This window comes from Stenotrophomonas sp. TWI1151 (assembly GCF_039673135.1).
Taxonomy (GTDB): Bacteria; Pseudomonadota; Gammaproteobacteria; order Xanthomonadales; family Xanthomonadaceae; genus Stenotrophomonas.
Window position 1 is genome coordinate 80191 of sequence record NZ_JBDJLA010000005.1, and the last position, 22085, is coordinate 102275.

At 67.1% G+C, this 22085-nt stretch carries 24 protein-coding genes and 1 tRNA gene; 5 read left to right on the plus strand and 20 right to left on the minus strand.

The window, feature by feature from the left end:
• Positions 1–2: 2 nt before the first annotated feature.
• Positions 3–692, minus strand: a complete 690-nt coding sequence (locus ABE422_RS08425; RefSeq protein WP_346463243.1) for a lysozyme inhibitor LprI family protein — start codon at positions 690–692, stop codon at positions 3–5.
• A 327-nt stretch (positions 693–1019) separates the two neighbouring features.
• Between ABE422_RS08425 and ABE422_RS08430 the strand changes: the two genes are divergently transcribed.
• On the plus strand, positions 1020–1778 hold the full coding sequence (locus ABE422_RS08430; protein WP_313210435.1) for a hypothetical protein: 759 nt from the start codon (positions 1020–1022) through the stop codon (positions 1776–1778).
• Positions 1779–1981: 203 nt separating this feature from the next.
• Positions 1982–2143, plus strand: coding sequence for a hypothetical protein (locus tag ABE422_RS08435; protein ID WP_346482797.1), 162 nt, complete (start codon positions 1982–1984; stop codon positions 2141–2143).
• Between the two features lie 226 nt (positions 2144–2369).
• On the opposite strand, the gene ABE422_RS08440 is transcribed toward ABE422_RS08435, so the two are convergent.
• The gene (locus ABE422_RS08440) at positions 2370–2840 is read right to left on the minus strand and encodes a DUF2383 domain-containing protein (RefSeq protein WP_346463239.1); all 471 of its coding nucleotides are present in this window, start codon (positions 2838–2840) and stop codon (positions 2370–2372) included.
• A gap of 198 nt (positions 2841–3038) precedes the next feature.
• Between ABE422_RS08440 and ABE422_RS08445 the strand changes: the two genes are divergently transcribed.
• Both ABE422_RS08445 and ABE422_RS08450 read left to right on the plus strand, forming a co-directional pair.
• Entirely contained in the window at positions 3039–4514 is a 1476-nt protein-coding gene (locus ABE422_RS08445; protein ID WP_346482798.1) for a S41 family peptidase, read from the plus strand.
• A gap of 89 nt (positions 4515–4603) precedes the next feature.
• The gene (locus tag ABE422_RS08450; RefSeq protein ID WP_346482799.1) at positions 4604–5002 is read left to right on the plus strand and encodes a DUF6713 family protein; all 399 of its coding nucleotides are present in this window, start codon (positions 4604–4606) and stop codon (positions 5000–5002) included.
• A gap of 38 nt (positions 5003–5040) precedes the next feature.
• On the opposite strand, the gene ABE422_RS08455 is transcribed toward ABE422_RS08450, so the two are convergent.
• The 18 genes from ABE422_RS08455 to aspS form a co-directional block, all read right to left on the minus strand.
• Positions 5041–5116 (minus strand) — tRNA-Lys (locus ABE422_RS08455).
• A gap of 72 nt (positions 5117–5188) precedes the next feature.
• Positions 5189–5854: a 7-cyano-7-deazaguanine synthase QueC gene (gene queC, locus ABE422_RS08460; protein WP_019185214.1), complete on the minus strand. Its 666-nt coding sequence runs from the start codon at positions 5852–5854 to the stop codon at positions 5189–5191.
• A 76-nt stretch (positions 5855–5930) separates the two neighbouring features.
• On the minus strand, positions 5931–6629 hold the full coding sequence (queE, locus tag ABE422_RS08465; RefSeq protein ID WP_346482800.1) for a 7-carboxy-7-deazaguanine synthase QueE: 699 nt from the start codon (positions 6627–6629) through the stop codon (positions 5931–5933).
• Positions 6630–6761: 132 nt separating this feature from the next.
• On the minus strand, positions 6762–7568 hold the full coding sequence (gene ybgF / locus ABE422_RS08470) for a tol-pal system protein YbgF (RefSeq protein ID WP_313210423.1): 807 nt from the start codon (positions 7566–7568) through the stop codon (positions 6762–6764).
• Between the two features lie 3 nt (positions 7569–7571).
• Positions 7572–8087, minus strand: coding sequence for a peptidoglycan-associated lipoprotein Pal (gene pal / locus ABE422_RS08475; RefSeq protein ID WP_121039134.1), 516 nt, complete (start codon positions 8085–8087; stop codon positions 7572–7574).
• Positions 8088–8151: 64 nt separating this feature from the next.
• The gene (gene tolB, locus ABE422_RS08480) at positions 8152–9471 is read right to left on the minus strand and encodes a Tol-Pal system beta propeller repeat protein TolB (protein ID WP_046272625.1); all 1320 of its coding nucleotides are present in this window, start codon (positions 9469–9471) and stop codon (positions 8152–8154) included.
• A gap of 212 nt (positions 9472–9683) precedes the next feature.
• Positions 9684–10742, minus strand: a complete 1059-nt coding sequence (gene tolA, locus ABE422_RS08485; RefSeq protein ID WP_313210418.1) for a cell envelope integrity protein TolA — start codon at positions 10740–10742, stop codon at positions 9684–9686.
• A complete protein-coding gene (gene tolR / locus ABE422_RS08490) occupies positions 10732–11160 on the minus strand; it encodes a protein TolR (RefSeq protein WP_019185220.1) in 429 nt (142 codons plus the stop codon). Before tolR ends, tolA begins: the two co-directional genes overlap by 11 nt.
• Before the next feature lie 23 nt (positions 11161–11183).
• Positions 11184–11963, minus strand: a complete 780-nt coding sequence (tolQ, locus tag ABE422_RS08495; RefSeq protein WP_346463210.1) for a protein TolQ — start codon at positions 11961–11963, stop codon at positions 11184–11186.
• A gap of 10 nt (positions 11964–11973) precedes the next feature.
• On the minus strand, positions 11974–12417 hold the full coding sequence (ybgC, locus tag ABE422_RS08500; RefSeq protein ID WP_313210413.1) for a tol-pal system-associated acyl-CoA thioesterase: 444 nt from the start codon (positions 12415–12417) through the stop codon (positions 11974–11976).
• Complete coding sequence (ruvB, locus tag ABE422_RS08505) at positions 12407–13447, minus strand: Holliday junction branch migration DNA helicase RuvB (protein WP_121039149.1); 1041 nt, start codon at positions 13445–13447, stop codon at positions 12407–12409. The genes ybgC and ruvB overlap by 11 nt, the downstream gene beginning before the upstream one ends.
• Positions 13448–13682: 235 nt before the next feature.
• Positions 13683–15533, minus strand: a complete 1851-nt coding sequence (locus ABE422_RS08510) for a potassium transporter Kup (RefSeq protein ID WP_313210516.1) — start codon at positions 15531–15533, stop codon at positions 13683–13685.
• A gap of 127 nt (positions 15534–15660) precedes the next feature.
• Positions 15661–16251, minus strand: coding sequence for a Holliday junction branch migration protein RuvA (gene ruvA / locus ABE422_RS08515; protein WP_313210410.1), 591 nt, complete (start codon positions 16249–16251; stop codon positions 15661–15663).
• 10 nt (positions 16252–16261) lie between these two features.
• A complete protein-coding gene (gene ruvC, locus ABE422_RS08520) occupies positions 16262–16783 on the minus strand; it encodes a crossover junction endodeoxyribonuclease RuvC (protein WP_121039160.1) in 522 nt (173 codons plus the stop codon).
• Between the two features lie 129 nt (positions 16784–16912).
• Entirely contained in the window at positions 16913–17644 is a 732-nt protein-coding gene (locus ABE422_RS08525) for a YebC/PmpR family DNA-binding transcriptional regulator (RefSeq protein ID WP_313210407.1), read from the minus strand.
• An 83-nt stretch (positions 17645–17727) separates the two neighbouring features.
• Positions 17728–18360, minus strand: a complete 633-nt coding sequence (locus ABE422_RS08530) for an alpha/beta fold hydrolase (protein WP_313219722.1) — start codon at positions 18358–18360, stop codon at positions 17728–17730.
• A gap of 97 nt (positions 18361–18457) precedes the next feature.
• On the minus strand, positions 18458–19003 hold the full coding sequence (locus ABE422_RS08535) for a GNAT family N-acetyltransferase (RefSeq protein ID WP_346482801.1): 546 nt from the start codon (positions 19001–19003) through the stop codon (positions 18458–18460).
• A 171-nt stretch (positions 19004–19174) separates the two neighbouring features.
• Positions 19175–20932 (minus strand): aspartate--tRNA ligase, encoded by a 1758-nt coding sequence (gene aspS, locus ABE422_RS08540; protein WP_346482802.1) that lies wholly within the window; start codon positions 20930–20932, stop codon positions 19175–19177.
• Between the two features lie 171 nt (positions 20933–21103).
• Between aspS and ABE422_RS08545 the strand changes: the two genes are divergently transcribed.
• Complete coding sequence (locus tag ABE422_RS08545; RefSeq protein ID WP_313219720.1) at positions 21104–22063, plus strand: DUF3011 domain-containing protein; 960 nt, start codon at positions 21104–21106, stop codon at positions 22061–22063.
• Positions 22064–22085: the final 22 nt, after the last annotated feature.

Consider the following 22085-nt stretch of genomic DNA (forward strand, 5'->3'; position numbering starts at 1 on the left):
CATCACTTGGCGATCTGACACTGCAGCGTGGTGCCGTAGAACTCCAGCGTGGTCTGGTCGTTGTGGGTCCGCAGGTCCACGCCTTCGCGCCCCCAGCGACCGCCGTTGTTTTCCTCGCGGGTGACCGGCACCGGGAACACGATCGCCTGGTCATTGCCCCAGCTGATCACGGCCGCAGTGGGATCGATGTCGTTGTAGAACACCGCGGTCACCGGCTTGCTGTTGTCATCGCAGCGGTACTCGACCTTGGCCGGCACCTGGATGCCGCCGGCGTTGAGGGTCAGCTCGACCAGACGCGTCTGGTAGGACTCCACCAGGCAACGGTGCGGGTCCACCGCGCGCGAACAGGCATCGCGACCCTTGATCCAGCCACGCTGCTCGGCCGCGATGTCCAGCTCGTCCGGGCTGGTCTGCACGCGCTTGTAGAGCGCGGCCAGCTGGCGGTCCAGCGCGGCCAGGCGGGCGTCGCCACACACCTGCTGCTCGGCCTCGGAGTGCGCCTTGGCGCAATCGAACGACGGCGGCTGCAGGGTCGGGCTGGCGGGGGTGGCGGGCGCGCTGGCAGCGGGGGCCGACGTGGCCGACGTGGCCGGCGCGGCAGGCTCTGCCGGAGTCGCGGTATCGGACGGCGCCGGCTTGGAACAGGCCGCGAGCGCAAGCGCCCCCACACCCAGCAGGACGAAACGGTTCATGGCACCTCCAACAACGATCAGCGAATGACTGGCTATTGTGCCCCCGTAAGCGATTCTGCGGTGTGCACAGGCGGACCGCTCATGGCCCACGCCTGCATCTCCCAACCGTCATTCGAGGACAACCGATTGCCGGGCACCCGCAGGATGCCCCGGCGACGCATGCTGCGCACCGGGTTGCCGCCCTGCCCCGGGTCACCTACGCTCCATGCCCGAATCGATCCAAGGACCATGCTCCGGATGAGTTGCAGCCTGTTTTCTTCTCTCATGCGACGACTGGCATGGCCGGCGCGTGCGTCTGCACCGACACCGCTGGGCGCGGCCCTCCTCGTGATCTTGCTGGTCCCCTCACCCGCACGTGCCGATGACATACCGCCGCAGTTCATGGCGCAGTACGAAGCCACGCGCGACTACCTGCAACTGCTGCAGCAAGCCGACGCCGACAACGCACCGGAGCAGCTCGACAGCCCACGCGCCATGCAGCTGCTGGCGGCGGTGACCAACACGACCGACGTCCTGGCGCCGGACTACGCGACGGCGGACCTGAGTCTGCTGACCAACGCGTGTCAGTACGGCGTAACGCTGTCCACCCGGTTGATGCAGTTCGGCATGGGTGCGATGCCAGCCGCCGTGCTCCTCCATTCCGGCGAGCAGGCCCGCCAAGGCAACCGCAACGCCGAGCGCTTCCAGGCACAGCTGGGCCTGCTGCTACCGTACCTGCTGCAGTGCGGCGCACGGATGCAGCCACTGGTGGATACGTGGCTGACCGTTGCAACGCCCGCAGAGCTCGCCGGTTTGGGACCGGGCGGCACCGACACCCTTCGCCGCAATGCGCAACGCCAGTACCTGGAGATGCTGGAGGTGATGCGTGCCCAGCCGGCCGGCAGCACGCTGAAGCGGACCCTGGTCGGTGCGCTGGCAGAGACGGCGGCGCCTTACGCGCAGATGCTGCAGTTCGAGCAACGGCAGCCAGTGCGTGACGCGTTGAAGGACGCGCTGGAACAGGTGGACCCAAGCGACGTTCCGCTCCTGCAGCAGGCCATTGCCGGGTTCAGCAGCGACCATTGCGGGACACTCTGCCAATCCTGATACATCGACGGCCGCAGCCTCCAACTCGGCGCCTGGGATGAAGGCACGTTGTGGACCAGCAGCGCCGTGGGTGGTCCCGCCCACGCGGTGTAGCACTTGGTCATGAGACTACCGTGACCGGATGCTCATCCCAGTGCGACCCTCGCGTAACAGCGGCAGGTCCACGCTGGGGTTGCGACATCACGTCGCCTTGGAGTCACACCATGTCCAACATGCAGAACAACGAAAACAACGTCAAGAATGCTGCTGCACAGAAAGGCCCGCAGTCCGAACAGGACCGCAAGGACGCGCAGGCCAAGCAGCAGAAGCAGGAACAGGACACCAAGAACGCCCCTGACGCAGGCAACAGGCCGCAGCAGAAGTAATTCGTCTGCCGCATGGTGGGGCTGCGCATCCGCGCAGCCCTCACATGCAGATGGCGACTAGGCGCACTCGGCGCCGTCCCGCACCCTTCAACGTCTCGCGTCCTTCAATCTCCTTCATCCTTCAATCTCCTTCATCCTTCACTACGAAGCTCATTCGCGACGCTGTTGATTCGCGACGCTACGAATGCGCGTGCTTCCTTGAAGGTGTGGGTGACGGTGTGGATGACTATGCATCCCGGCCCCGCAGGTCATCTACCTCCTGGCGCATGTCGTCCCAACCGAGCCGCGTCTCCAGCAGCATGCCGTTGAGCGTTCGTCGCGCATGTGCCGTCAGTGCGCCATCGCGCGCGGCAACTTCGAGTGCCCTCACCAGACGCGCTTCAGCTGCCTGGCTCTCACTGGCGTACTGGATGCCCGCATCCCCGAGTACGGTGCCCAACCTGCCGAAGCCGCCACGGAGGCTGCCGGCCAGGGTACGGTGGCGGGCGGGCTGACCGCCGGCGTCGCGCACCAGCCGCGTGACCCCATCGATGACCTGCATTTTCGCTGCGGCCATCCGCATCATCAGCGCGTTCAACTGCGGATCCTGCGTCCCGTCGTCGGCGACGGCTCTGGCGTAGATGTCGTGGCCGTCGCGCGCGATGCCGATGATCTGGTTGAGTTCGCGTATCGCGTGGCCGGATTGGACGGTACTCATCACACCGCTCCGTGGGATCGTGGCCCACTGTGGCCGGGTATGGCCTGATCGTGCGCGCGTCGTAGGGACGGTGGCGTGATGCGACTCCGGGACTTCCGGGGAACACGCGCATTGGCTACGATCGACCGGAGTCGATCGCACACACGATCCCGTCACCCTTGCCCCGTGCGGCACTGCGCCGGGTCGCAAGGAGGCTGTATGGCAGGGACGAGAGGGATCGTGATCACGCTGGCGATGCTGGCCATGGCATCGCCGGAAGCATGCCGTGCCACACCGGCATTCGATCGAAGCGGCTGGCAGGCCGACCACGCGGCACTCAAGCAGATCCTGGCGCACGATTACGCGCACCTGGCCTGGGTCGCCTCGCCTCAGGGCGGCGTGGATCTACCCGCGCTGGATGCCTCCGCGCAGCGCGCACTGGCCGAAGCGCATACCGATGCGCAGGCGGCCCAGGCCCTTCGCACCTTCCTGGCCGGCTTCCATGACGGCCACCTCAGCCTGCTCGATCCGCTTGAACAGGCCCCCAGCTCCCCGGCGCCCGCTGCTGTGGACCCACGGGCCCTGGGCGCCGGCGCAGGCTGTGCATTGCTTGGCGTATCCGACGAGGGTCGCCACGATTTCAGCCTGCCGCTGGACACGCTGCCGGGTTACCACCCCTTGAACGATGTGGCCGACCCCATGCTGCGCGCCGGCACGCTGTCCTTGCCGGACGGGCACACGATCGGCCTGCTGCGGTTGCACGAGTTCGATGCGCTGCGCTATCCAGGCGTGTGCCACGCGCTGTGGCCACAGCTGCGGCAGGCCGACGCCACCGCGGAGATGCGCGGCACAGTGGGCCGCAGTTGGGTCGCTGCGATTGCCGCCAGCCTGCGGCGCTTCCAGCAGGACGGCGTGGACGCGGTACTGGTGGATGTGGGTGACAACCCGGGCGGCGACGACAGCGGCGACACCCTCGCGCGCCTGTTTACTTCGCAGCCGGTGGCCTCCGCCGTCCTGGAGGTCAGCCAGTCGGCGGCGGGCAAACCGTATCTGGACGAGCAGTACGAACGGCTCGACGACGCGCTGCGTCATCACCACCCCAACGCGGCCGCCCGCCGGCTGTTGAGCACGCAGCGCGCCGCCTTCCAGGCATCGCGGCAGGCGGTGGCCATGCCGCCCTGCGATCTGTCCTGGGCCTGGCACACGCAGCAGGCATGGGACGCCGCACCGTGCCGGCGCCTGGTCGCGGCGGGTACGTCCGGCGGTCCGCTGCCGAGCCCTGCCGTGGACACCCTCGATGATTTCCTGATCGCGCACCGCCTGGACTGGGCACAGGATCTGCGCGGGCACTGGGGCGCATGGAATGGCCCGGTGTATGTGTTGACCAACGGAAAGACCGCGTCCTCGGCCGAAATGTTTGCCGCGCGCATGCAGGACAACCACATCGCCCGCATCGTCGGTACGCACAGCGGCGGCTATGGCTGTGGCTTCATGAGTGCAGACGCGCCGCCTGAACTCCCCCATTCGCACCTGCGCGTGCGCGTACCGAACTGCGTACGCCTGCGTGCCGACGGCAGCGACGAAGTTGCCGGCATCACCCCGGACCTGCCCGTCATTCCGCGCAGCGGAGAAAGCGACCGGGCACGGGCGCAGCGCGTGGTGGATACGCTCGCCAGCGACATCGGGATGCATTGAGCCCGGCCCCGGCGGCGCAGGGGTCACCCCTGGTGGGCCGCTACACTACGCACGCTGCAGGATCCGCAGCGTCTGGCACCGCCCGCCTCATGGAACGACGTTACTTCGCCACGCTGCTCGCCTTGATTCTCCATCAGATCGATGCCGCCTTCTGGCGTGAGTGGGAGATGTTCCTGCTGCCGGGTGGCGTGCAGGGCTTCCTGGTGTTCAATCTGATCGCCGTGGGCGTGGTGGTGCTCGGCTACCGCCATGTGGTGCTGCAGACCGGCAAGGCACGCGGTTTCGCGAGGCTCTGCGCGGCACTGGGCCTGGCCACCTTCATCATCCACCTCGGCTTCGCGCTGCATGGCCATCGCGCATTTCATCTGCCGGTGTCGATGGCGATCATTCTTGCCTGCCTGGTGTCGGCCTTGTACCTGCTGCGCTCGCTGCGCAGTGCAGCTGCTGCCTCGGCCGGCGGTCGCGGAGACGCCCATCCCCGCGCATGAAAAAGGCGACCTCGCGGTCGCCTTGATCATGGATGCAGTGGTGGGCCGTGATGGATTCGAACCATCGACCAAAAGATTAAAAGTCTTCTGCTCTACCAACTGAGCTAACGGCCCATTGCATCCCCGACGTGACGCCGGGGGTGCGCATTCTAACGCATCTTCGCGCTCATGCGTACCCGTCCCGCATCACACGTAGTGGGTCGGGTCCGGCACGCCGGCATCGGTGAAGCCCTGCGCGCGCAGGCGGCAGGCATCGCAGTGCCCGCAGGCGCGGCCCTGGTCGTCGGCGTTGTAGCAGGACACGGTCAGGCCGAAGTCCACGCCCAGGCGAACGCCTTCACGCACGATATCGGCCTTGCTCAGGAACTGCAGCGGCGCGTGGACCTGGATGCCCGCACCTTCCACGCCCGCCTTGGTGGCCAGGTTGGCCAGCGCCTGGAAGGCCTGGATGAACTCGGGGCGGCAATCCGGGTAACCGGAGTAGTCCACCGCGTTGACGCCGCAGAAGATGTCGTTGGCGCCCAGCACTTCGGCCCAGCCCAGCGCGACGGACAGCATGATCGTATTGCGCGCCGGCACGTAGGTGACCGGGATGCCCTCGCCGCCCGCTTCCGGGACGTCGATGTCATCGGTCAGGGCCGAGCCACCGATGCTGCGCAGATCGACATTGACGGTCTTGTGGGCGACCGCGCCGAGCGCGCTGGCGACCGCCGCGGCGGCATCGAGTTCGGAGGTGTGGCGCTGGCCATAGCGCACGCTCAGGGCGTGGACGGCGAAGCCCTGCTCGCGGGCGATGGCGACGACGGCGGCGGAGTCCATGCCGCCGGACAGGAGGACGACTGCTTTCTTCATGGGGGGTGTTTCCGGTGGTTTGCAGGGAACCAGCACGCTGTCCCGCGCCGGGTACGTCAGGAATGCCGGGTTGGCCCTATCGGCCCGGCTCGTCATTCCACAAAAGCTTGTGCAGCTGCATCTGGAAGCGCACCGGCAGGCGGTCGGCCACGATCCAGTCGGCCAGCTCGCGCGGGCTGACCTCGCTCTTGCTCGGCGAGAACAGCACCATGCTGCGCTCGTTGAGGCGATGCTCGCGGACCATGCCGCGGGCCCATTCGTAATCCTCACGGCTGCACAGGACGAACTTGATCTGGTCGCGCTTGGTCAGCAGCGGCAGGTTCTCCAGGCGGTTGCGGGCCATTTCGCCGGAGCCGGGGGTTTTCAGGTCGACCACGCGCGACACGCGCGGATCGACGGCGCTGACATCCAGCGCGCCGGAGGTTTCCAGCGAGACGTCCAGGCCGGCATCGCAGAGCTTCTCCAGCAGCACCAGGCAGCGCTTCTGCGCCAGCGGCTCGCCACCGGTCACGCAGACGTGGTGAACGCCTTGGGCCAGCACCTCGTCCACGATCGCGTCGATGTCCCACCAGATGCCGCCATGGAAGGCGTAGGCGGTATCGCAATAGGTGCAGCGCAACGGGCAGCCGGTCAGGCGCACGAACACGGTCGGCCAGCCGGCGGTATCGGCTTCGCCCTGCAGGGACAGGAAGATCTCGGTGATCTTCAGTCGCGGCAGCGGGGACTGCACGATCTCACTGGGGAGTGCGGCAGCAGCGGACAGAGTGGTGGTCATGGCGGTGATTCTTGGCGGACGGCTTCGGAAACGACAACAGCCGGGCATGGCCCGGCACGGAGGACCGGGCAGCGCCCGGTTGGCAATCCATCATTATACCGGGCCCGGCCGCAACAGCGGCCCGGGGCGGGTTCAGCGGATCTGCTGACCCAGCCGGATCGACTGCAGACGGTCCTGCGCGGTGCGCGCGGCGTCGGAGCCGGGATACGTGGACACGACCTGTTCGAGGGTCGCCTGGGCCTGGTCGACCTTGCCTTCGCCATACTGGGAAAGGCCGATCTTGAGCAGGCCACCGGACGCCTTGTCATGGGTCGGGTAGCGCGAGATGAGGTCGCGGAACTGCGCCTCAGCCAGCGGGAAATTACGGGTGGCGTAATAGCTTTCGCCCAACCAGTACAGCGCGTTGGGGGTATAGACGCCGTTGGGGTACAGCTCGAGGAAGCTCATGAACAGCTGCGCCGAGTCGTCGTACTTGCCGGCCTTGAGCGCATCGAAGGCGACATTGTAGGCGGTGCGTTCATCGCCACTGGCGGCCAGGCTGCCGGCATCGCCGTGCACGCTTGGCGGCCGCTCGGAAGCGGCCGTTGCCGGTTTCGGGGATGCAGCGGGGGCAGGCGCGGCTGCGGCCGGGGCGGCAGGAAGCACGGGGGCTCCACCTTCCAGGCGGTTCAGGCGGCTGTCCAGGTCCAGATACTGGTCCTTGGCGGACTGCTTGAGCTGGTCATTGTCGTGCTGCAGCTGCTCGACCTGCGACTGCAGGGCCTGCAACTGGGTACGCAGCTGATTCAGCTGATTGAGCATGTCCATGTTGGACTGGTTGTTGTTCGCCTGCTGCTCAAGCGCGCCGACGCGGTCGGCCAGACTCTGGCGCTGCGCATTGGCCGGTGCGGCAGCCACGAGGGCTGCCGCAACGATCATCGATAGAAATCGAAAGCGCATCTATTACTGAGCCGTGTACACGATCTCGACGCGACGGTTCTGCGACCAGCAGGACTCGCCCGACTCGGTGCAGACCGGACGCTCTTCGCCGTAGGACACGACGGTCAGCTGCGAAGCCGAGCCACCGTTGGCCTGCAGTGCCGAGGACACGCCGTTGCCACGACGCTCGCCCAGGGCCTGGTTGTAAGCGCGCGAACCGCGCTCATCGGTGTGGCCCTGCAGGGTCATGCGCGAGGACGGACGGTCACGCAGGTACTTGGCGTGGCACGCCATGATGGCCTGGAACTCCGGCTTGACGCTGTCCTGATCCAGATCGAAGTACACCACGCGCTGGCGCAGGCAGGAATCGGTATCCAGATCACCCGGACCGTACAGACCCGAGGTGGACGGGCCGGTCGGAGCCGTGGTGCTGCCGGTATCAACCGGGGCAGCCGGCACTTCCTTGACCTTCTTGGAACAACCGGCCAGGGCGGCCACGGACAACAGGGAGACAAGCAGAACGCGGGTGGTCTTGTTCATGGCGATACCTTTGAGGCTCCTAAAGCCGGATGAGGGATGAATACGGCGAAATCTTAACACTCTGTTAGCGCTTTGTACGGTATGGCGACCAAGAAGGCTCGCGAACATCACCGTCCGCCAGAACCAGCCGCTGGCGCACGCGCGCATCGGCCGAAACGGCGTACAACACTCCACGACCCCCCTCACGGGCGGCGTACAACACCATGCTCGCGTTGGGCGCGAAGCTCGGCGATTCATCCAGCGACCCTGGCGACAGCGTGTTCCAGCGGGCCGAGCCCGTGCTGCTGTCCATCATCGCGATCTTGTAGGTGTTGCCGCTGCCCTGGGCGACCACCAGCTTCTTGCCGTCGTAGGACAGGCTCGGGGTGGCGTTGTAGTTGCCCTGGAAGGTCACGCGCGACGCGCTGCCACCGCTGGAAGCCACCTGGTAGATCTGCGGGCGGCCGCCACGGTCGGAGGTGAAGTAGACGCTGCTGCCATCCGGGCTCCAGGTCGGCTCGGTATCGATGGCGAAGTGGTTGGTCAGCTGGGTCAGCTGCTTGCTGCCCAGGTCCATCACGTAGATTTCCGGGTTGCCGCTGCGCGACAGCGACAGGGCCAGGCGGCGGCCATCCGGCGAGAACGACGGGGCACTGTTGATGCCGCGGAAGCTGGTGACCAGCTCACGGGCACCGCTGGAGATGTTCTGGATGTAGATCGCCGAGTTGCCGCGCTCGAAGCTCACATAGGCCAGCTTGTTGCCGTCCGGGCTCCAGCTCGGCGAGAGCAGCGGCTCGGCCGAGCGCACGATGGTCTGCGGGTTGAAGCCGTCCGAATCGGCCACCATCAGTGCATAACGCATGGCATCGCCCTTGCCGCTGGCGGTGACATAGGCAATGCGGGTCCAGAAGGCGCCGCGCACACCGGTGATCTTTTCATAGATGGCGTCGGCCATCTGGTGGGCGACATCGCGCATGGCGTTGCCACGGGCGGTCATCGCCAGGCCCAGCAGGCGCTCGCCCTTGGGCACGTCGTACAACTCGTACTCGACGCGGTAGGCGCCAGCGCCGGCGTCCATCACCCGGCCGACCACGATGTAGTTCTGCTTCAGCGCGCGCCAGGTGGCGAACTGGATCTCGCTGCCACGGGTCGGCTTTTCGACGATCTGGGCTTCCGGCAGATTGCGGAACTGGCCGGAACGGTCCAGGTCGGCACGCACCACGGCGGCCACATCGGTCTGCGGTGCACCGGCCGACCCCTGATACGGCATGGGGACGACGGTGATCGGCGTGGCGGAGGCATTGCCGCCAATGATGTCGATATCCAGCCCCTTCTGCTGCGCCATGGCAGCGAAGGGCAACAACAGGGCCGCAACAACGGCAAGCCAACGAGGCATTTTTTTCATGGAGCGCTCAATAGGGGGGAAACCAGAACGAGGGATAACAGGACCGCGGTGAACAGTTTCGCAATCATGAACCAAGGCCGTGTGAATTCCGAGTCACCGGGTGCACAAAACTCACACACCGTTAACCCCTCCAGGCGCCGTCGGCCTGCGCGGCGGCCGGTGGCGCGCGGCTGCCACGACCGCTGATCCGGCGGGATCAGCGGCCTGCCGGGTCAATCCTGGGCGGTGAACGTGAAGTTGATGGTGCGCGCGAACACCGATTCGAAGCCGCGGTACGGCAACGGCTGGGCATTCAACACGGCGGCCTCGATCGAACGGCGGCCTGCCTCGTCGAACGGGCAGCTGCCGCTGACCTTGGCCTGGATCACCTGCCCACCGGGAATCTGGGTGATCGAGACCTGGCAACGCTGGCCCAGCGGGACCGAATCCGGACGGGTCCACTGTGCCGAGACCTTCTGCTGGATGGCCGCCGCGTACTTGGCACTGAGATCGTCACTGGTGCCACCAGCACCGGCGGCCGGCTTGGCGGCACCGGTCGCCCCGGCGGTCGAGGCCGAGGCATTGGCCGCACGTGCGGCCGTGACCTGGCGCAGCTTCTGTTCGGCCAGCTTGGCTTCGTTCTCGGCCTGGGCCCGCTTGCGGCGGATTTCAGCGAGTTTCTTGTCGCGCTCGGCGTCGGCCTTGGCGTCGTTGGCCTTCTGTTCCTGCTCGGCCAGCTTCTTCTTCTCGGCTTCTTCCTGCTGCTTGGCCAGGCGCAGCTTCTGCTCGGCCTGTTCCTGGCGCTTGCGCTCGGTCAGGTCGATCTGTTCCTGGCGGCGCTTGGCTTCCTGCTCCTGCTTGGCCTTTTCCGCCGAGATCGCCAGCGCGTTGACCGCTTCCTGGTCGACCGTGTCGGGCTGGGCGATGCGCTCCTGCGCCTGCGACTGCTGCGGCGTCGGTGCGTCCTGCGGGCGCGGCTCGGGCAAGGGCTGCGGTGGCGGCACGGTGTCTTCCGGAATGGGCTCGGGCTCGGCGACCGGCTCGGGCAGGTCCGGCAGCGTTTCGGAGGCCCGCAGGGCCTGGCGGGCGGCCGAGGCTTCCGAGGCGGACAGCTGCAGGCTGGCCTCGATCGCCGGATCGCCGGCGGCCGCTTCGGTGGTGCGCTGCGGCGACCACAACCAGGCGGCGATGAAGATCAGGGCCAGCAGCAGGTGCACACCGAGCGCCAGCGCGATCGGCAGACCCCACTTCTCTTCAGGCTGACGCTGCGGTGGCAGGGCTTCAGCGTGCATCGGTCGCCAGGCCCACCTTTTCCACGTTGGCGCGCTTGATCACGTCCATGGCCGCGACCACCTTCTCATACGCCACGGCCTTGTCGGCGGCGACGATCACGCGCAGGTTCTTGTCCTGCGAAGAAAGCGCGGACAGCTGGGCCTGCAGCCGGGCCGCATCCATCGGTTCCGGATCCTTGGCCTCGGGCAGCTTCAGGCTGAGCTGGCCATCAAGGCGGACGGACACGATCACCGGATCCTGCTTGCTCTCCAGCGCCTTGGCCTGGGAGGTCGGCAGATCCACTTCAAAGCTCAGCGTGAGCAGCGGCGCGGTCACCATGAAGATGATGAGCAGCACCAGCATGACGTCGATGTACGGCACGACGTTGATTTCGGATTTGAGCTTTCGGCGCTTGCGGCGGCCAATGGCTGCGGTCATGGCAGGACTCCTGTGCTGGGCGCTTACTCGTCGCCCGCGGTCTGACGCTGCAGGATCGAGCTGAACTCTTCTGCGAAGGTTTCAAAGCGCACCGACATGCGCTCCACGCGGGTGGTGAAGCGGTTGTAGGCCCATACCGCCGGGATCGCCACGAACAGGCCGATCGCGGTGGCGAACAGGGCTTCGGAGATACCCGGGGCGACCGAGGCGATGCCGGCCTGCTCGCCGCTGTTGATCATGTCGTGCATGGTCACCATGATGCCGAACACGGTGCCGACCAGGCCCACGTACGGGGCGGTCGAGCCGATGTTGGCCAGCAGCTCCAGGCTGCGCTCCATCTGGTCCACTTCACGGGTGTAGGTGGTGCGCATGGCGCGCTGGGCGCCCTCAAGCTGGGCACGGCCATCCAGGCGACGCTTGTCGCGCAGGCGGGTGAACTCGCGGAAGCCCGATTCGAAGATCGCTTCCAGGCCGCCGACCTGGCGGTTGCGGTCGGTCGCCGAGCTGTACAGCTTGCCCAGGTCCGCACCGGACCAGAAGCGGCTTTCGAACTCGTCGGCGGCGCGGTTGGCGGCGTTGAACACGCGTGCCTTGCGGAAGATGATCACCCAGCTGATGAACGAGCCGGCCAACAGCAGCAGCACGATGATCTTCACCGGGATGCTGGCCTTGATCATCAGGTCCAGGTAATTGATGCCACCGCCATGCGCGGCTTGGGCGACAGTCTGCGCCGCGGCGCTGGTGACTTCCTGCGGCAGCGCTTCGGTCACCGTGGCCTGCAGGGCCAGGAGCATTGCGATCATCCGTTGTTCCTCAGTATGCGGATTCTGGAAATTCGAGGTGTTTCAGCGCGGCATGCAGTGCATCGTCCATGCCACGCGGTTTGAAGGTGGTTGCATCCAGCGCGGCGATCTTCACCTGCGCGGTCAGCAGTGTTTCCCCGCCCCGGCACACGGCCTGCGCGAATACCATGCTGGCGCGCTTGCACTGCACCAGCGTGGCGGTGACATCCAGCGCATCATCCAGGCGCGCCGGTCTGAGGAAATCCATGGTCATGCTGCGCACCGCGAACACCAGGCCGTGGTCGCAGCGCATCCGCTCCTGACCATACCCCAATGCGCGCATCCATTCCGTGCGCGCCCGTTCCATGAAGGCCACGTAGCGGGCGTGGTACACCACCCCGCCAGCGTCGGTATCTTCCCAGTAAATGCGTGTCGGCCAACTGAATCGGGGCTCAACCCGGGGCTCAACCGACATCCGGGACCTCCGCGAACAGGTCCGCCGGGGGGTTCTTCGGCTTCAGCCCCATGTGCCGGTAGGCCTTGTGCGTGCACATGCGCCCCCGCGCGGTGCGGATCAGGAAGCCCTGCTGGATCAGGTACGGCTCGACCACGTCTTCCAGCGTGCCACGTTCTTCGGACAGCGCCGCCGCCAGCGACTCGATGCCGACCGGGCCACCATCGAAGTAATCGACCATGGTCCGCAGCAGGCGCCGATCCAGCTCGTCGAAGCCCTCCGGATCGACCTTGAGCATCTGCATCGCGGCCTGGGCCACGTCCTGATCGATGTGGCCGGCCGCCTTCACCTGGGCGAAGTCGCGCACGCGGCGCAGCAGCCGGTTGGCGATACGCGGGGTGCCGCGCGAGCGCCGTGCGATCTCGGCCGCGCCTTCGGCGGTGCAGTCGATGTTGAGGATGCTGGCCGAACGCCGGACGATCTTCGTCAGCTCTTCCGGGGTGTAGAACTCCAGCCGGTGCACGATGCCGAAGCGGTCGCGCAGCGGCGCGGTCAGCAGGCCTGCCCGGGTGGTCGCACCAATCAGGGTGAACGGCGGCAGATCGATCTTGATCGAGCGGGCCGCAGGGCCCTCACCGATCATGATGTCGATCTGGAAATCTTCCATCGCCGGATACAGCACTTCCTCCACGACCGGCGAAAGGCGGTGGATTTCATCGATGAACAGCACATCGTGCGGCTGCAGATTGGTCAGCAGCGCGGCCAGGTCACCGGCCTTTTCGATCACCGGGCCGGAGGTGACGCGCAGCGCGACCCCCAGCTCGTTGGCGATCACATGGCTAAGGGTGGTCTTGCCCAGGCCCGGCGGCCCGAAGATCAGCACGTGGTCGAGTGCGTCGCCACGGGCCTTGGTCGCCTCGATGTAGATCGACAGCTGCTCGCGCACTGGCGCCTGGCCGAGGTAATCGGCCATGCGCTTGGGGCGGATGCTGGCGTCGGTGCCCTCGTCTTCGCGGGTGGCACCGGCGGCGATAATGCGGTCGTCGGTCATCCCGCGATTATGCGGCAAAAAGGGGCGTGATCCGCGCCCCGGTAGTGCCGGCCGCTGGCCGGCTCCGCACGATGCAGGGGTCATGGGGAGCCGGCCAGCGGCCGGCACTACCGGGAACGCATCGGAGGAAGCGCCCCTTGTTGTTCACGGGGGCGCGCCGAAGGCGCGGGGATAAGGGGAAATGCCGCCGGGGCCCACGGTTTGCATCGCAAACTGTGGGCAGCGCAGGTGGAGATTAAATCTCCACCTGAGCCCCAAGCTCCACGAGCCGATTACCCGGAATCCGGAAGAACCCGGTCGCCGGCGCGGCGTTCCGGTGCATCAGCGCGAACAGCTTGTCGCGCCAGATCGGCATGCCGCGGTTGGCGGTGGCCACGATGGTCTCGCGGCTGGCGAAGAACGTGGTGTCCATCGGGTCGAAGTAGATCCCGCCGTGGTCGCACGAGCGCATCAGCGCCAGCGGCACGTCCGGGGTCTCCATGAAGCCGAAGCGCACGTAGATCCGATAGAACTCATCGCCCACCGATTCGATCTTCAGGCGCTGGCCGGAGGGCGCGTACGGGACCGGCAGGGTCACCACGTGCAGGAACACGTTTCGCTCATGCAGCACCTTGTTGTGCTTGAGGTTGTGCATCAGCGCGTGCGGGGCCACCGAGGGATCGGCGGTCAGGAACACGGCGGTGCCCGGTACCCGCACCGGCGGAGCCAGCATCAGGCCCGGCAGGAAGGTATCGATCCGGATGCCATCCTTGCGGATCTCATCGCGCAGCAGCTCGCGGCCACGCCGCCAGGTGCGCATCATGGTGAACAGCACGATGCCCAGCACCACCGGGAACCACGCGCCCTGCAGCAGCTTGGCGCCGTTGGCGATCACGAAGCCCAGGTCGATCACGAAGAAGATCACGCACAGCGGCAGGATCCAGTTGCGTGCCTTCGGCCACAGCGCGCGCGCGACCAGCGCCAGCAGCAGGGTATCGATCAGCATGGTGGCCGACACCGAGATACCGTAGGCCACCGCCAGATTGGAGGAGCTGCGGAAGGCCAGCACCAGCCCGATCACCATCACCGCAATGCCCCAGTTGATGCCCGGGATGTAGATCTGGCCGATGGTGTCGTGCGAGGTATGGGTGATGCGCATGCGCGGGATGTAGCCCAGCTGCATGGCCTGGCGCGAGACCGAGAATGCGCCGGTGATCACCGACTGCGAGGCGATCACCGCCGCCATCGTGGCCAGCACGATCATCGGGTACAGGCCCCACTCCGGGACCGCCTCGAAGAACGGGTTCTTGACCGCTTCGGGGTTCTTCAGCACCAGGGCGCCCTGCCCCAGGTAGTTCAGCACCAGGCACGGCAGCACGAAGTAGTACCAGGCATGGCGGATGGGCTTGGCGCCGAAGTGGCCCATGTCCGCGTACAGCGCTTCGCCGCCGGTCACCGCCAGCACCACCGCGCCGAGGATGAAGATGCCGTGCCAGCCGTGCTCCATGAAGAAGCGCAGCGCCCACATCGGGTTGAAGGCCTTGAGTACTTCGGGGGCATCGACGATGTTCCAGATGCCGATGGCCGCCAGCGAAATGAACCAGATCGAGGTGATCGGGCCGAACAGCTTGCCGATCTTGGCCGTGCCGAAGCGCTGCACGGCGAACACCGCCAGCAGCACCACCACGGTGATCGGCACGATGAAGTTGTGCAGGCCCGGGGCCGCGACCTCCAGGCCCTCGACCGCACCCAGCACGGAGATCGCCGGGGTGATCACGCCATCGCCGAAGAACAGCGAGGCGCCGAAAATGCCGAGGATGCCGACCACATAGGCCGAGCGCGACCCGTTGCGCAGCGTGCGCTGGGTCAACGCCATCAGCGCCATGATGCCGCCCTCGCCGTCGTTGTCGGCGCGCATGATGATGGTGACGTACTTGAGCGTCACCACGATGTTCAGCGCCCAGAACGCCAGCGACAGCACGCCCAGCACGGTGTCATGGTCGCTGTTGAGACCGTAGTGCGGGGAGAACGCTTCTTTCAGCGTGTACAGCGGGCTGGTGCCGATGTCGCCGAACACCACGCCGATGGCGCCGATCATCAGCGCCATGCCGCCGGCCGCGGGCGCGTGGCCGTGCGGGGCCTGGCCGTCGCTGTGCTGGGGGGAAGTGGTGGACATGAGGCTCCGGGCGGACGCGGTCGGTGGTGTCGGTGTCAGGAAATGGCAGGCGCGCGGCTCAGCGCAGCGCCGCCTGCAGGGCCTTGCGGATCACCGTGGCGACATCGTCACCCTCGGCATTGGCATCGCGCGCCATGCGCGCGGCCTCGGTCGGCTTGTAGCCCAGCTGCTGCAGGGCCACGGTCGCCTCGGAGACCGGATCGGTGGCCGGTGCCGCACCGGCGATCGGCGCGCCGCCGCCACCGAAATGGGCCGCGCGGTCGCGCAGCTCCAGCACCATGCGCTCGGCGGTCTTCTTGCCGATGCCCGGGATGCGGGTCAGCGCGGTGATGTCACCGGCCTGCAGCATGCGCGCGAACTCGTCCACGCTGACCCCGGAGAGCACGGCCAACGCGATCTTGGCGCCGATCCCGCTGACCTTCTGCACATCGCGGAACAGGCGGCGCTCACCCTCGCGCAGGAAACCGTACAGCGAGACGCTGTCTTCCTTCTGCGCGTAATGGGTGAACAGGGTGACCTCGCGGCCCAGCTCGGGCAGATCGTAGAAGGTGCTCATGGGCGCCTCCAGCTCATAGCCGACGCCATTGACGTCCACCATCAGCCACGGCGGCGCCTTGTAGGCCACGATCCCGCGCAGACGACCAATCATGCAGTGTTCCTCATTTCCGGCTCCAGGCCTGGCGGGCATTGACGCCCAGGCGCAACGCCGTCGCCCGGACGTGGGCGTGGGTGATCGCCACGGCCAACGCATCGGCAGCGTCGGCCTGCAGCTTGGTTTTCAGGTTGAGCATGAGCCCGACCATGTGTTGGACCTGTTGTTTTTCCGCGCCACCGCGGCCGACCACGGCCAGCTTGATCTCGGTGGCGGCGTACTCGCTGACCGGCAGGTCGCGCATCACCACGGCCGAGATGGCGGCGCCGCGCGCCTGGCCCAGCTTCAAGGCCGAATCCGGGTTGCGCGCCATGAACACCTTTTCGATGGCCACTTCGTCGGGGCGGTATTCCTCGACCAGGGCGGTCAGGCCGACCACCAGCAGCTTCATCCGCTGCGGGAAGTCATCCGCGCCCAGCAGCACCAGCGGCAGGTGATGCACATGCACCACCTTGCCGGCGGCGTCCACATCAATGATGCCCACCCCGGTGCGCTGCGAACCGGGGTCGATGCCGAGAATGCGGGTCATGCGGCACGCACACGGCCGCCCGTGGCCCGGAAGGGACACATGCGGCGGGGATAACAGGGAACGGCGGGAGTCATCATGGTCCGCATTGTCCGCTCACCGGTCGCGCAAAGCGACCGGTGAAGCGCCTGCTCAGGCGTAGGCGTCCGCGCCGAGCTCGGCGTTGGAGAACACGTCCTGCACATCGTCCAGGTCTTCGAGCATGTCCAGCAGCTTCTTGACCTGCAAAGCGGTGTCGCCTTCGACCTTGATGTCGTTGTCGGCGCGGTAGGTGATTTCAGCATGGTCCGGGGTGAACCCGGCGGCCTCCATCGCATCCTTGACAGCGTGGTAGCTGTCGGCCGCGGTGACCACGTCGATCGCCCCGTCTTCCGGGTAGACCACGATGTCGTCCGCGCCGGCCTCGATCGCCGCCTCGGTCACGGCTTCTTCGTCCGCACCGGCGCCGAAGTGCAGCACGCCCAGGCGCTTGAACATGAACGACACCGAGCCTTCCGTGCCCATGTTGCCGCCGCACTTGCTGAACGCATGGCGGACATCGGCCACGGTGCGCACGCGGTTGTCGGTCAGGCAGTCCACGATCACGGCCACGCCACCGGGGGCATAGCCCTCGTAGCGGATCTCTTCGTACTCGACGCCTTCCAGCTCACCGGTCGCCTTCTTGATGGCGCGCTCGATCACGTCCTTGGACATGTTCGACGACAGGCCCTTGTCCATGGCCACCCGCAGGCGCGGGTTGTTGTTGGGGTCGCCTCCACCGCCGCGCGCGGCAACGCCGATCTCGCGGATGATCTTGGTGAAAATCTTGCCGCGCTTCGCGTCAGACGCGTTTTTGCGGTTCTCGATGGAGGGGCCTCTACCCATGGGGTGACTCTCGTGTTTCTGTCAGGAACAGGGCGCGAATTCTACCTGATCCGCCGACCTGCCCGTGTCAGTGCCGGGCCCGATCAGGCGGCGTGGGCCGCGTCGTCCCGGCGGAACCGGCCATCGCGCAGGAAGGCGGCGGTCTGGCGCGCGGCATCCGGCGAGAACACCAGCCCGCTGTGGCTGGCCGGGATCACGCAGTGGTCGGCCAGGCCCGGCAACTGCGTCTCATCCAGCGCCACGGTGCCATCGGAGGCATCGCCACAGGCGCCCAGCAGGCTGCCCAGCCCGTGCGGGACGGAGCCGGCGATCAGGCCGACCTGCGCCCTGCCCTCCCAGGCCGGCAGGCCATCCAGCAGCAGTTCCGAGCTGCGCCCCAGCGCCAGCGACCAGCCGTGATCGCTCAGCGAGCGCGCGGTCACACTGCCACGCAACGGGGAGCCGAGGCAGACCACCCGCGACACCGGCAGGTCCGGCGCGCGCCGCAGCGCCTCCAGTGCGACCAGTCCGCCCAGGCTGTGCCCGACCAGCGAGACCGGGCCGCTGTCCTTGAGCCGCTCCAGCAGTTGCGGCACCGCCACCTCCGGGCCCCCGAACACGCTGGAGTACCCGAAGGTATCCACGGCGAAGCCACGGGCACGCAGACGCCAGGCCAGCGGGCCGACCCACGCGCGCGCATTCCAGATGCCATGCAGCAGTAAAACAGGGGGATTCATGGTGTCAGCCTAGCCCGTTGGGCGGGGCGCCTGCAGAAGGAAACAGCGTCATTAGACGAATGGACCGGACAACGGCAGGTGAAGCCGTCGCGGCCCTTCAGTATCCGGATCCGGCGGCCGTTGGCGGGCGGCGCAGGATGAACTCCAGGTCGAGCACCTTGCCGACCGGGAACGCGTAGGTGCCGACCTTGCTGAAGCCGTAACGGGCGTAGAAGCGCTGTGCACCGAAGTTTTCCGACCACACCCCCAGCCACACCGTGCGCGGGCCCTCGCGTTCCAGCCAGGCCAGCGCGGTTTCGAACAGACGACTGCCCCAGCCACAGCTCTGCTGGTCCTTGATCAGGTACAGGCGCTTGAGCTCGCCATCGCCGGGCTGCACCTCGGCATGCGGCAGTCCACAGGGGCCGGCTGCGGCGTGGCCCACGGCAACACCGTCCAGCTCCAGCAGCCAGACCGCGTAATCGGGGTGTTCGAGGATGATGCGCTGGCGCTGCGCCGGGTAGGCCTCGTCGAGGAAGGCCTGCAGGTCCTCCGGCGGGTACAGATGGCCGAAGGTTTCCACGAAGGTACGCGCGGCCAGCACCGACAGGGTCTGGGCATCGTCCGGGGTGGCGCGGCGGATGGTGTAACGGCCTGGGGTCACGGCGGGAGCATCGGCATCGGCGGGAGCCGTCAATTTACCTGAACGCTGCGGCGATGGCGCCGCGTGACGATCAACGTTTTCGATCATCACGGGCGCCACCCACGGCCCGGCACCGACCTCCGGCCGGTACCTGCCGCACCCCACGCCGGCCCATGGCCGGCGCTTGCCGGCTTATTCCTTGACCGCGCGCGGACGGACCTGGACGTGCACTTCAGCCAGCTGCTCGTCCGGGATCGGCGACGGGGCACCGGTCATCAGGCACTGCGCGCCGGTGGTCTTCGGGAACGGGATGACGTCGCGGATCGACTCGGTACCGGCCATCAGCGCGGCGATACGGTCGATACCGAAGGCGATGCCACCGTGCGGCGGCGCGCCGAAACGCAGCGCGTCGAGCAGGAAGCCGAACTTGCCCTCGGCCTCTTCGGCCCCGATGCCCAGCAGGTCGAATACCGCGCTCTGCATGTCCGAGCGGTGGATACGGATCGAACCACCGCCGATCTCGTTGCCGTTGAGCACCATGTCATAGCCGCGCGATACGGCGGTCTTGGCGTTGGCGCGCAGATCGGCGATGTCATCCACTGCCGGCGCGGTGAAGGGGTGATGCAGGGCGACGTAGCGCTGGGCTTCGTCGTCGTACTCGAACATCGGGAAATCGGTGACCCACAGCGGTGCCCAGCCGGCGGCGACCAGGTTGAAGTCCTTGCCGGCCTTCAGGCGCAGGGCGCCCATGAAGTCGGAGACCTTGTTGTAGCCACCGGCGCCGAAGAACACGATGTCGCCTTTGCCGGCGCCCACCTGGGCGACCAGCGCGGCGAAAGCCTCGTCGCTGAAGAACTTGGCGATCGGCGAGCTGACGTCGCCGCTCTCGCTGATCTTGATGTAGGCCAGGCCCTTGGCGCCGTACTTGGCGGCATGCGCGGCGTACTCGTCGATCTGCTTGCGGCTCAGCGTGGCACCGCCGGGGATGCGCAGCGCGGCCACGCGGCCGTCGGCATCATTGGCGGCGGCGGTGAACACCGGGAACTCACTGGTCTTGACCAGCTCGGCCACGTCCACCAGCTCCAGCGCGATGCGCAGGTCCGGCTTGTCCGAGCCATAGCGACGCATCGCTTCGGCCCAGGTCATGCGCGGGAAGCTGGCGGCCAGCTCCACATCGACCACTTCCTTGAAGATGGCGCGGATCATGGTTTCCACGAAGTCCTGCACATCGCGCTCGCGCACGAAGGCGAACTCCATGTCCAGCTGGGTGAATTCCAGCTGGCGGTCGGCACGCAGGGCCTCGTCGCGGAAGCAGCGCGCGATCTGGTAGTAACGGTCGAAGCCGGCCACCATCAGGATCTGCTTGAACAGCTGCGGGCTCTGCGGCAGGGCGTAGAACTCGCCCGGGTGCATGCGCGCCGGCACCAGGAAGTCGCGGGCGCCTTCCGGGGTGGCCTTGGTCAGGATCGGGGTTTCGATGTCCTGGAAGCCGGTGGCGTCCAGGTGGCGGCGCAGGGCCTGCACCAGCTTGATGCGGGTGCGCTGCATGCGCTGCATTTCCGGGCGGCGCAGATCCAGGTAACGGTACTTCAGGCGGGTTTCTTCGCCCGGGTTCTCGTGCGCGTGGAACGGCAGCGGCTCGGCCTTGTTGAGGATGGTGATGGCCGTGGCGATCACTTCCACGTTGCCGGTGCGGAGCTTGTCGTTGGCCGCGTGGCGCGCGCGCACCACGCCTTCCACCTGCAGCACGTCTTCGTAGCCCAGGCTGGCGGCCACGGCGAATACAGCGGCGTTGTCGACTTCCACCGTCACCTGCACGATGCCTTCATGATCACGCAGATCGATGAAGACCACGCCGCCCTGGTTGCGGGCAACGTCGGTCCAGCCGGCGAGGGTTACGGTTTGGCCAATCAGGGTCTCGTCGACCAGGCCACAGAAGTGGGTACGCATGGGGGTAAAGCTCCGCAGGAGAGTGCCGGCGCCAAGCTGCGCCGGAAAGCCCGTTATTCTGCGGCCGCCAGCCCGGCGGGGCAAATCCGGGCGCTGCAGCCCGGCATCACACGCTCTGAACCGGGGCCATTCCTATAGTCCGCGCACCAACGACCGCACGGGGATGTCGCCATGCAACGCCGTCTGAGCACCGTCTGCCTCACCCTTGCCCTGGCCTGTATGGCCCCGGCCCTGCACGCCCAGATGAGTACCCGGGCCTATGCCCCGGAAAATCTGTCGCAGCTGTCCTCCTCCGACCGCAGCCGGGTCATCACCCAGGAATACGCCGACCAGTCCAATGGCCGCCGGATCCCGGATGACCAGCTGCGCTTCTACCTGGCCCAGGTCAATTCGGGCTGGAACTTCTCCCGCATCAAGCAGGACATCGCCACGTCGCTGCGCGGCAACGGCAACGGCAACGGGGGTGGCTGGAATGGCGGCGGCAACGGCCCCGGCAACACCGGCACGGTCCGCTGCGAAAGCCAGGACAACCGCGAGCGGGTCTGCAATACCGGCTGGCGCAGTGCCCGGCTGTCCCGCCAGATCTCCGGGACGACCTGTACCGAGGGCCGCAACTGGGGCTCGCGCAACGGGACGGTCTGGGTCAGCGGCGGCTGCCGGGCCGAATTCGTCGAGGGCCGTGGCAATGGCGGCAACTGGGGCGGCGGTGGCGGCACCGGCGCGACGATCCGCTGCGAGAGCCAGGACAACCGCGAGCGCACCTGCAACACCGGCTGGCGCAACGCCACCCTGGTTCGCCAGATCTCCGGTACGGCGTGTGTCGAGGGCCAGACCTGGGGCGTGCGCAATGGGGCAATCTGGGTCAATCGCGGCTGCCGCGGCGAGTTCGCCGAAGCGCGTGGCAACAGCGGCGGCAACTGGGGGGGCGGCGGCGGCAACAGCAATTACAGCGTGACCTGCAGCAGCAACGACAAGCGCCAGCAGACCTGTGCCTGGGATGCCCGTCAGGGTCGCCCGGCGCTGGTGCAGCAGTTGTCGGGCACGGCCTGCGTGGAAGGCCGCAGCTGGGGCTACAGCAATGGCAGCCTGTGGGTCAGCGGCGGGTGCCGCGCCCGGTTCGGGGCGCGCTGAGCGTTCCCCCTGGTAGGTGCCG

Excerpts from the sequence above, each read along its gene's own strand:
- ABE422_RS08425 (WP_346463243.1), bottom strand. The coding sequence starts at position 692 with ATGAACCGTTTCGTCCTGCTGGGTGTGGGGGCGCTTGCGCTCGCGGCC.
- ABE422_RS08435 (WP_346482797.1), top strand. The coding sequence starts at position 1,982 with ATGTCCAACATGCAGAACAACGAAAACAACGTCAAGAATGCTGCTGCA.
- ABE422_RS08440 (WP_346463239.1), bottom strand. The coding sequence starts at position 2,840 with ATGAGTACCGTCCAATCCGGCCACGCGATACGCGAACTCAACCAGATC.
- ABE422_RS08445 (WP_346482798.1), top strand. The coding sequence starts at position 3,039 with ATGGCAGGGACGAGAGGGATCGTGATCACGCTGGCGATGCTGGCCATG.
- ABE422_RS08450 (WP_346482799.1), top strand. The coding sequence starts at position 4,604 with ATGGAACGACGTTACTTCGCCACGCTGCTCGCCTTGATTCTCCATCAG.
- queC (WP_019185214.1), bottom strand. The coding sequence starts at position 5,854 with ATGAAGAAAGCAGTCGTCCTCCTGTCCGGCGGCATGGACTCCGCCGCC.
- queE (WP_346482800.1), bottom strand. The coding sequence starts at position 6,629 with ATGACCACCACTCTGTCCGCTGCTGCCGCACTCCCCAGTGAGATCGTG.
- ybgF (WP_313210423.1), bottom strand. The coding sequence starts at position 7,568 with ATGCGCTTTCGATTTCTATCGATGATCGTTGCGGCAGCCCTCGTGGCT.
- pal (WP_121039134.1), bottom strand. The coding sequence starts at position 8,087 with ATGAACAAGACCACCCGCGTTCTGCTTGTCTCCCTGTTGTCCGTGGCC.
- tolB (WP_046272625.1), bottom strand. The coding sequence starts at position 9,471 with ATGAAAAAAATGCCTCGTTGGCTTGCCGTTGTTGCGGCCCTGTTGTTG.
- tolA (WP_313210418.1), bottom strand. The coding sequence starts at position 10,742 with ATGCACGCTGAAGCCCTGCCACCGCAGCGTCAGCCTGAAGAGAAGTGG.
- tolR (WP_019185220.1), bottom strand. The coding sequence starts at position 11,160 with ATGACCGCAGCCATTGGCCGCCGCAAGCGCCGAAAGCTCAAATCCGAA.
- tolQ (WP_346463210.1), bottom strand. The coding sequence starts at position 11,963 with ATGATCGCAATGCTCCTGGCCCTGCAGGCCACGGTGACCGAAGCGCTG.
- ybgC (WP_313210413.1), bottom strand. The coding sequence starts at position 12,417 with ATGTCGGTTGAGCCCCGGGTTGAGCCCCGATTCAGTTGGCCGACACGC.
- ruvB (WP_121039149.1), bottom strand. The coding sequence starts at position 13,447 with ATGACCGACGACCGCATTATCGCCGCCGGTGCCACCCGCGAAGACGAG.
- ABE422_RS08510 (WP_313210516.1), bottom strand. The coding sequence starts at position 15,533 with ATGGCGCTGATGATCGGCGCCATCGGCGTGGTGTTCGGCGACATCGGC.
- ruvA (WP_313210410.1), bottom strand. The coding sequence starts at position 16,251 with ATGATTGGTCGTCTGCGCGGGATCGTGGCCTACAAGGCGCCGCCGTGG.
- ruvC (WP_121039160.1), bottom strand. The coding sequence starts at position 16,783 with ATGACCCGCATTCTCGGCATCGACCCCGGTTCGCAGCGCACCGGGGTG.
- ABE422_RS08525 (WP_313210407.1), bottom strand. The coding sequence starts at position 17,644 with ATGGGTAGAGGCCCCTCCATCGAGAACCGCAAAAACGCGTCTGACGCG.
- ABE422_RS08530 (WP_313219722.1), bottom strand. The coding sequence starts at position 18,360 with ATGAATCCCCCTGTTTTACTGCTGCATGGCATCTGGAATGCGCGCGCG.
- aspS (WP_346482802.1), bottom strand. The coding sequence starts at position 20,932 with ATGCGTACCCACTTCTGTGGCCTGGTCGACGAGACCCTGATTGGCCAA.
- ABE422_RS08545 (WP_313219720.1), top strand. The coding sequence starts at position 21,104 with ATGCAACGCCGTCTGAGCACCGTCTGCCTCACCCTTGCCCTGGCCTGT.